The sequence below is a fragment of the Rhizomicrobium sp. genome, from assembly GCF_056722145.1.
In genome coordinates this window covers 1-9,020 of sequence record NZ_JBWZET010000131.1, presented here as the reverse complement: position 1 = coordinate 9,020, position 9,020 = coordinate 1, and the positions used below count along the sequence as shown (strand labels likewise).

Annotated in this window: 6 protein-coding genes; 1 reads left to right on the top strand and 5 read right to left on the bottom strand. The window is 62.7% G+C overall.

The features are described 5' to 3' along the window. Positions 1-755, top strand: a 755-nt coding sequence (locus AC1P6P_RS07435) for an enolase C-terminal domain-like protein (protein ID WP_481401799.1), incomplete at its 5' end; no start/stop codon positions are given. 364 nt (positions 756-1,119) lie between these two features. On the opposite strand, the gene AC1P6P_RS07430 is transcribed toward AC1P6P_RS07435, so the two are convergent. The 5 genes from AC1P6P_RS07430 to AC1P6P_RS07410 form a co-directional block, all read right to left on the bottom strand. Further along, positions 1,120-4,212, bottom strand: coding sequence for an efflux RND transporter permease subunit (locus AC1P6P_RS07430; protein WP_481401798.1), 3,093 nt, complete (start codon positions 4,210-4,212; stop codon positions 1,120-1,122). A gap of 9 nt (positions 4,213-4,221) precedes the next feature. Further along, positions 4,222-5,253 carry an efflux RND transporter periplasmic adaptor subunit gene (locus AC1P6P_RS07425; RefSeq protein ID WP_481401797.1) on the bottom strand — a complete coding sequence of 344 codons (1,032 nt, stop codon included), beginning with the start codon at positions 5,251-5,253 and terminating at the stop codon, positions 4,222-4,224. A 292-nt stretch (positions 5,254-5,545) separates the two neighbouring features. After that, on the bottom strand, positions 5,546-6,796 hold the full coding sequence (gene hydF, locus AC1P6P_RS07420; RefSeq protein WP_481401796.1) for a [FeFe] hydrogenase H-cluster maturation GTPase HydF: 1,251 nt from the start codon (positions 6,794-6,796) through the stop codon (positions 5,546-5,548). A 1-nt stretch (position 6,797) separates the two neighbouring features. Continuing rightward, a complete protein-coding gene (locus AC1P6P_RS07415; protein ID WP_481401795.1) occupies positions 6,798-8,204 on the bottom strand; it encodes an aspartate ammonia-lyase in 1,407 nt (468 codons plus the stop codon). Next, positions 8,188-9,020, bottom strand: an 833-nt coding sequence (locus tag AC1P6P_RS07410) for a radical SAM protein (RefSeq protein ID WP_481401794.1), incomplete at its 5' end; no start/stop codon positions are given. The genes AC1P6P_RS07415 and AC1P6P_RS07410, both read right to left, overlap by 17 nt.

Below are 9,020 nucleotides of genomic sequence, written 5' to 3'. Positions count from 1 at the left end.
CGGGCTTGGCTTCGACCTATGGCGTTGCCCATGGCAAGGAAGCCTATGAGCCGGCCGATGCCGACATCCCGACCGAGAATGTGTGGTCGACCGAAAAATACATGCGCGCTGCGCCGAAGCTGTTTGAAGCCGGCCGTCTGGCGCTCGGTGACGACATTCACCTGCTGCATGACGTCCATCACCGCCTGACCCCGATCGAAGCAGGCCGTCTCGGCAAGGACCTTGAGCCCTACCGTCTGTTCTGGATGGAAGACTCGGTCGACGACGACAATCAGGAGAATTTCCGCCTGGTGCGTCAGCACACCACCACCCCGCTCGCCATCGGCGAGATCTTCAATTCGGTGTGGGACTGCAAGACCATGATCCAGGAACAGTTGATCGACTACATCCGCTCGACCCTGGTTCACGCCGGCGGCATCACCCATCTCCGCCAGATCGCGCACTTCGCCGATCTCTTCAATGTGAAGACCGGCTTCCATGGCGCGACCGACCTGTCGCCGATCACCATGGGCTGCGCCCTCAACTTCGATACCGCGATCCACAATTTCGGCATCCAGGAGCACATGCCCCATTCGGAGCAGATGGAGAGCATCTTCAAGATTGGCTACAGCTTCGAAGACGGCTTCATGCACCCGGGCGAGGCCCCCGGCCACGGCGTCGACATCGACGAGACCGAAGCCGCCAAATACCCCTACAAGCGTGCCTACCTGCCGGTGAACCGGCTGGAACAGGGCGGCGCCATGACCAATTGGTAAGTTCTGCGCGTACCTTTCCCTGCCTGACCTGGGCCGCCACCCTTCCCGGCGGCCCTTTTTCTTTGGCGGGTGCGAATATTTTTCTCGCAGAACGCTCGCGCCCGCGAAGCAATCGCAGTCGTTTACGATCTAAGCGACGGCGCCGCCGACACGAATGCGCTCGTGCCGCACCCCGAAAAACTCCCCTTGAAGTCTGCGGGAGGTTTCCCCATTTTTTCGATATCCGCATAGCTGTGAGCAAACCCCAGCTGTCATCCTCGACCGAGCCAGCGCGTCCGCGCGCCGCGAAGAGGTGACAGACTTCGTGCCAACAAAAAAGGCCGCCCGGTGAGGCGGCCTTTTGCGTTTTCCAATGAGGGAAGGATCAGCCCGGCGGTTCGTCGAGGGCCACGGCGTGTTTGTTGTGGTCCTGGCCGATCATCAGGTAGACCGACGGCACCACGAACAGCGTGAACAGCGTGCCGATCGCCAAGCCCGAAGCGATGACGAGACCGAGATTGAAGCGCGCCGCAGCACCCGCCCCCGAAGCCAGGATCAGCGGCATGACGCCGAGCACCATGGCGGCGGTGGTCATCAGGATCGGACGCAGCCGGATCGCGGCGGCCTCTTCGATCGCCTGGCGCTTGAGCATGCCCTGCGCCTGCAGGTCGTTGGCAAAACGCACGATCAGGATGCCGTGCTTGGAGATCAGGCCGATCAGGGTGACGAGGCCGACTTCGGTGTAGATGTTGAGCGACGCCCCGCCGATGCCGAGCGCCACGAACAAGAGGGCGCCGCAGATCGACATCGGCACCGAGATCAGGATCGTCAACGGATCGCGGAAGCTTTCGAACAGCGCCGCCAGCGCCAGGAAGATGATGATCAGCGCGAAGAAGAAGGTCTGAATCAGCGCGCTCGATTCCTGCATGTACTGGCGGGTGGCGCCGGCATAGTCGACGGTATAGCCCGGCGGCATGACCTTCTGGGCGATGCCGTTGAGGACATCGACCGCCTCGCCGGTGGTCATCCCGGCGCGCGGGATCAGCGTCAGCGTCGCCGAATTCTGCTGCTGGAAGTGGTCGAGCGATTCCGGGGTGACCGTGCTCTTGAGGGTCGCCACCGTCGAAAGCGGGATGCTGGTGCCGGTCGCCGACGCACGGATGTAGTAGGTCGAGAGCTGGTCGGGGTTGAGACGGAAGTTCTGCTGCACCTGCGGGATGACCTGATAGGCGCGGCCCGACAGGTCGAAGTAGTTGACATAGCCGCCGCCGAGCATCGAGGTCATTGCGTTGCCGACGTCGCTCATGGTCAGGCCCATGCCGGCGACCTTGTCGCGATCGATCTGAACGATGACCTGCGGGTTGTCGTATTTCAGGCTCGAGTCGACATAGAAGAAGGCGCCCGACTGGTTGGCCGCGTCAACGATCTTCTGGGTCACGTCGTTGAGCTGGCTGAAGCCCTGGGTGGTCTTGATGACGTACTGCACGCCCAGGCCGCCCGGACCCGGCAGCGGCGGGATCTGGAACGCTGCCGCGCGCACGCCCGCAAGCTTGGACAAGTCGCCTTGCAGCGTTTTGTCCTTGGGATTGCGCGACTGCTGGATCTGATCGGCCGAGCGATGGCGTTCATCCCACGGCTTCAGCACGATACCCATGATGTTCTGGCTGGTCGAAGCGACCTGAAACACATGGTCGGTCTCGGGGAAGGATTGGGCGATCTTGAGCGCCTGGTCCTGCCAGATGATCGACTGTTCCAGCGTCGATGTCGGCGACGGGGTCACCATCGCCAGCATGAAGCCCTGGTCTTCGTTCGGCGCCAGCTCCGATTTCGACGAGGTGAACAAAAAGCCGATCATCACGAAGATGATGGCGGCGAACACGACCACCACCGGCAACTGGTTCATCACACCATGCAGGGCGCGCTGGTAAGCGGAATGCAGGCGATCGAACTTCTCGTCGATATAGGCAACGACGCGCTTTTCGATATCCGACTTGGTGGCCGTGTGCGACCGCAAAAGACGGCTCGACATCATCGGCGACAAGGTCAGCGCCACGATGGTCGAAATCACCACCGCACCGACCAGGGTAAAGGCGAACTCGGTGAACAGCGTGCCGGTGAGGCCGCCGAGAAAGCCGATCGGCACGTACACCGCCACCAGCACGATCGCCATGGCAATGATCGGGCCGCCCAATTCGCGGGCGGCGAGGATCGCAGCATCCATCGGGCTGCGGCCCTCTTCGATGTGTCGCGAGACGTTCTCCACCACGATGATGGCATCGTCGACGACAAGACCGATCGCGAGCACGAAGGCGAGCAGCGTCAACAGGTTCAGGGTGAAGCCCATCACCAGCATGATGATGCCCGCGCCGATCAGCGACAACGGAATGGTCACGATCGGGATGATCACCGCCCGCGGCGAACCGAGGAACACGAAGATGACGAGGATGACGATGACGATCGCCTCGCCAAGCGTCCACTCCACTTCATTGATCGCCGACGAAATGAACTTGGTCGAGTCATAGGCGATGAACGACGTGAGGCCGCTCGGAAGCTGGGCGTTGATCCCCGGCATGACGTCGCGCACGCCCTTGATCACATCGAGCACGTTGGCCGTCGGGGTCACGTTGATCGCAATGATGACACCGGGATTGCCGTCGAACGTCACGCGCGAGTCGTAGTCGGTCGAGCCGAGCGTCACCTGGGCGACGTCGGACAAACGGACATAAGCCCCGTCGGTCGACTTGATGACGAGGTTCTTGAACTCGTCGACCGAGTGCAGATTGGTGTCGGCGGTCAGATTGACCTGCACCATCTGGCCGCGGGTCTGGCCGACGGCGGACAGATAGTTATTGGCGCCGAGCACGGTGTAGATGTCGGCGGCCGTCAGGTTGTAGGCGGCGAGTTTCTGCGGATCGAGCCAGACGCGGATGGCAAAGGTCTTGGCGCCGAGAATCTGGGCCTGCTGCACGCCGGGCACGGCCTGCAATTGCGGCTGAACCACGCGGATCAGGTAGTCGGTGATCTTGTTGGTCGGCAGGACCTTGGAGTTGAAGGTCATGTACATTGCCGCGGTCGACTGGCCGACGGCAATGGAAATCACCGAGGCCTGCGCCTGCGGCGGCATCTGGTTCTTGACCGAGTTGACCTGGGTGATGATTTGCGCCAGGGCCTTGGAGGCGTCCTGGTTGAGGCGCAGGTTCACCGTGATGGTCGAGACGCCCTGGACCGACTTCGACGACATGTAGTCGATGCCGTCGGCCTGGGCGACCGCGTTTTCGATTGGCGTGGTGATGAAGCCGGCCACGGTTTCGGGGCTGGCTCCGTAATAGGCGGTGGAGATCGTCACCACCGCATTCTGCATCACCGGATATTGGCGCACCGGCAATCCGAGGATCGCGCGCAGGCCGATCACGAAGATCGCCAGGCTCACCACGATTGCCAGGACGGGGCGCCTGATGAAAATATCGGTAAAGTTCATCGGCGACGCCTACTGCTGGATCGGATTGGGCGCGGGATTGTTGGGCAGTCTCACGCTGTTGTTGATGAAGACCACCGCCCCGTTCTTGAGCTTGAGCTGGCCGGTGGTGACCACCAAATCCTTCTCGGTGATGCCCGAGAGCACCGCGACCTGATCGCCGCGGGTTTCGCCGACCGTCACGAAGCGCTGGTCGGCGACCAGGATGTCCTTGCCCTTTTCGTTCTTGGACGGGGTCACGACATAGACGACATCGCCGTAGGGATTGTAGCTGATGGCGGTCTGCGGCAGGGTCAACCGCGGCTGCGCGCTGCCGACCGCGGTCACCACGGTGGCGAACATTCCCGGAATGAGCGTTTTGTCGGGATTGGAAACCTCGGCGCGCACACGCACATTGCGGGTGACCGGATCGACCTTGGGATCCAGCGCCAGGACGCGGCCCTGGAAAGTGCGCCCCGGAACGCCGTCCGAGGTGACAATGACCGGATCGCCGGCCTTCAGAATCGCCAGCTGCTGTTGGGGAATCGTGAAATCGACGTCGATCGGATCGAGTTGCTGCAGGGTAACGACAACATTGCCGGCATTGACGTACTGGCCGACATCGACCTGACGGATGCCGACCCGGCCGGCGAACGGCGCGCGGATCGCTTTCTTTTCAACCAGGGCGGCCTGGGCGTCGGCCTGGGCTACCGCCGATTTCATGTTGGCTGTGGCGATATCGAAGGCCTGCGGCGAGATCGCGTTGGACTTGGCCAGCGCCACATTGCGCCGATAGGTGAGTGTGTTCTGCTCGGCGGCGGCACGCAGGGCAGCAAGCTGGGCGCGATCGCTGTCGTCACGAAGCTGGATCAGTATCTGACCGGCGGCAACGTCTTCACCCGGCTTGAAACCGATCCGGGTGACGATGCCGGCCACTTCGGGTGCGAGGTCGGCGCCCTGAACGGCATGCAGCGTGCCGACGGCCCGCACTTGTAACTGCCAAGGCGTCCGCGTCGCATGGGCGGCCGAAACCGCCTGCGGCTGGATGAAGTCGCTCTTGGACATGAGGACGTTCATGAACAGCCAGGGCACGAACTTCAGCCATAGGATTAACAGCGTGAAAACCACAGCTGAAATGATGAGAACCCATCGCATCCGCGGGGTCATGTGGCGGCGCCAGCCGCTGACCCCCGTGTCAAGACCAGCTCGCAATGTATCCTCGCGTCCTAAAGGCATGGGAAATCCTGGAAATTTTTATGGACTCGGCCGTCCTCTAGCGAAGACCGCCGCGAATTGCCATGAGCAGTGCAGGGAATAGCTAGTCAATTATAACTGACTTGCAAGTCCGATTGGCTATTTAGGGTGTCGAAGTGTCACGAAAAGCCGCCAAGGCATCCGGGAATGGCGACAGCGCCCGCTCCAAAACGCCCTGGAGTACCGAAATTGCCAGGCCGTAATTGGTCATCGGCGTGTCGTGCCGCTCGGCCTCGCCCATCCGCGCCAGCATTTCCTGTCGGGTCATGACACAGCCGCCGCAATGGATCACCAGCCGGAAGGACCCGATGTCGGCGGGCAGGTCGTGCCCGGCACAGGACGTAATGTCGAGTTCGCAACCGGCGTACTGGCGCAGCCAGCGCGGAATCTTGATGCGGCCGATATCGTCTTCCAAGGGATGATGCGAGCAGCCTTCGGCGATCAGGATGCGATCGCCGGGTTTCAGACGGTTCAGCACCCCGGCGCCGCGCGCCAACGCGTTGAGTTCGCCTTTGAAACGGGCAAACAGAATGGAGAAGGTCGTCAGCGGGATCGATGGCGGGGTATCGGCGACGACGCGCGCCACCACCTGGCTGTCGCAGACCACGAGATCGGGTGGACTCGCAAGCCGCTGCAGCGTGGCGGCGTATTCGCGATCCTTCACCAGCAGCGCGGCCGCATCATTGTCGAGAAGATCGCGCAAGGACTGCACCTGCGGCACGATCAGGCGCCCTGCCGGCGCGCCAAGATCGATCGGCACCACCATGACGGCGAGGCCGCCGGCCGGCATGAGATCGCCGAGCAACGTCGGCGGCGCTGTGAACAGGGTCGGCAACAGGCCGCGCACCGCGTCCTTGAAGGCATCGCGGAAGTTCTCGCGGGTCGGGCCGACGGCGCTGCCGGAAATCCAGCTGAGGCGCTTGACGTCGATCAGCGACAGGAAATCGCTCGACGGTTCTTTGAGGTCGATCTTGTTGATGATGACCAGCACCGGCACCTTGGCGGCGTGGGCGGCATTGACGAGGCCGTCCTCATATTCGCTCCAGGCGTCGGCGGTGACGACGATGGCCAGGATGTCCGCGCGACGCAGCGCCTTCTTGGTCATCTCCACGCGGGCGGACCCAAGCTCCGAGGTGTCGTCCAAACCGGCGGTATCAATCAAGGTCACCGGCCCGAGCGGCAACAGCTCCATGGTCTTTTCGACCACGTCGGTGGTGGTGCCGGGCACCGCCGAGGTGATGGCGACGTCCTGGCCCGCCAGCGTGTTGAGGAACGACGACTTGCCGACGTTGACGCGTCCGGCGATGCCGATGTGCAGGCGTGAGGCTTTGGGAGCGGCAGGAAGATCCGACATGCTATTCCGTATGACCCAGCTTGATGAGATTGGGCGCCGCCAGCACTTCGTCGACCATCGGCTGGCCGAGCTTCAACACCAGGAAGGCGCGCAGAGTGAGCGACGAATTCTGTTCGTGAGCGGCGGCGAATTCCTTGGCCAGCTGTTCGGCGCGCTCGTAGCCGATCTTGGGCAGGAACGCGGTAACCAGCGTCGGGCTGTCGGCGAGATAGGCGGCGCAGCGCTCGGCGTTGGCGCCAATGCCTTCCACATGCCGGGTCAGCGCCCGTGCCGCCGATTCCAGCATGGTGATGGTATCGAGCAGCGCATAGGCGATCATCGGCATGAATTCGTTGATCTGCAGGGTTCCGTGGCTGGCGCAATCGGTGACGATCATGTCGTTGGCACGGGCGGCCATCGCCACCTGCATGACGCTTTCGGTCATCACCGGATTGATCTTGCCCGGCATGATCGAAGACCCGGCCTGCAGCGGCGGCAGCGCGATTTCGCCGAGAAAATGCAGCAGCCGCAAATCGCCGGCGATCTTGGCAAAATTGGCCGCCGAGGCTTTCAGGATGCCGGACACTTCGACGAAGGCATCGGCATTGGCGGTGGCATCGATCACGTTCTCGTTGCGCGACAGGCCCATGCCGGTCAGGGCCCGCAGGACCTCGATGATGCGGAAAATGAAGCTGCGCGGCGCCGTCAATCCGGTGCCGATGGCGGTGCCGCCGATATTGCAGAGCCTGAGGCGTTCCTCGCACTTGAAGGTGCGCCAGCGGTCGCGGGCGATGGCTTCGGCAAAGGCGGAAAACTCCTGGCCGAGCGTCATCGGCACGGCCGCCTGCAGCTCGGTGCGCCCCATCTTGGGGATCGCCTGGAATTCGGTTTCCTTGACTTGGAACGCGCCCTGCAGCTTGGCCAAGGCGTTCGACAGATTGCGCACGCCGGCGATGGCGGCGATCCTGAGTGCCGTCGGATAAACGTCGTTGGTCGACTGGTGGCGGTTGACGTGATGCAGCGGATGGACGTTGGCGTAGGCCCCCGGCTTGAGGCCGAGGTCGATCAGCGCCAAATTGGCGATCACCTCATTGACGTTCATGTTGGTGGAGGTGCCCGCCCCGCCCTGCAAGGCGTCGAGCGGGAAATGCCGTTCCATCTCCGGCCCGCCCTCGCAGATTTTGGCGCAGGCTTTGACGATCGCCTTGGCAAGATCGGGGGCGAGAAAGCCGAGTTCGGCATTGGTTACTGCGGCGGCGTGCTTGACCACCGCGATCGAGGCGATCAGGAGCTGCGGCACCCGTCGGCCGGTGTGCGGGAAATTGGCCAGCGCCCGCTGGGTGTGGATGCCCCACAAGGCGCCGGCTTCGATCTCGACTTCACCCAGGCCGTCGCGCTCGCGGCGGGGCTGCTCAGTGGGATTGCTCATCACTCTTCAGCCGCTTCACGGCGTGTTGGGAATCGCCCCAAGCGTAAAGCCCGATCTTGCGACCGGCAAACTCGATTCGCATGTTGAGGCAGGATTGGCATTCCTTGGCGTTCTCATCCAGGCACGGCTTGCCGGGATATAGCTGGTAATCGGCCCGCACGTCGGTGGGCGACATCTGGGGCATGATCACATTGGCGCCGAAGCGCAAGCCCTTTTCGCGCCCGACCGGATCAAGCGCCTGCAAAGCCGTGGTGGACGCGATGTTCACGTCCCGAAGCTTCAGACGGGTCGCCGCGATCATCAGAAGGGCGAGTTGGACACGATCGGGCACGCTGGCGACAGGCTCGTCGCCCAACGGCGTGCCGGGATGGGGAATAAATGGCCCCATGCCGATCATGTCTATATCCATTTTGGAGAAGAACAGGATGTCGTCGGCGAGGTTTTCCAGCGTCTGGCCCGGCAGGCCGATCATCACGCCGGTGCCGACCTGATAGCCGATGTCGCGCAGCATGCCGAGGCACTCGACCCGCGATTGGAAGGACTGGTCGGCAGGATGGATTTTGCCAAACAACGCCGGATTGGTGGTCTCGATCCGCAGCAGGTAGCGGTGCGCCCCGGCATCGTAGAGCCGCTTATAGGTTTCGTAGGACTGCTGGCCGATGCAGAGCGTGATACCGAGCCCGTCGGGCTGCTGCGCGGTACGGGTCTCGGCCTTGATGCGGGCGACCGCGGCAGCGACCAGATCGATGAACTTCTTGTCGGCGCGTTCGCCCGACTGGATCACCATCGAGCCATAGCCGTAGTCGGCGCACTGGC

Coding starts and splice junctions, on each gene's coding strand:
- AC1P6P_RS07430 (WP_481401798.1), bottom strand. CDS start 4,212: ATGAACTTTACCGATATTTTCATCAGGCGCCCCGTCCTGGCAATCGTG.
- AC1P6P_RS07425 (WP_481401797.1), bottom strand. CDS start 5,253: ATGTCCAAGAGCGACTTCATCCAGCCGCAGGCGGTTTCGGCCGCCCAT.
- hydF (WP_481401796.1), bottom strand. CDS start 6,796: ATGTCGGATCTTCCTGCCGCTCCCAAAGCCTCACGCCTGCACATCGGC.
- AC1P6P_RS07415 (WP_481401795.1), bottom strand. CDS start 8,204: ATGAGCAATCCCACTGAGCAGCCCCGCCGCGAGCGCGACGGCCTGGGT.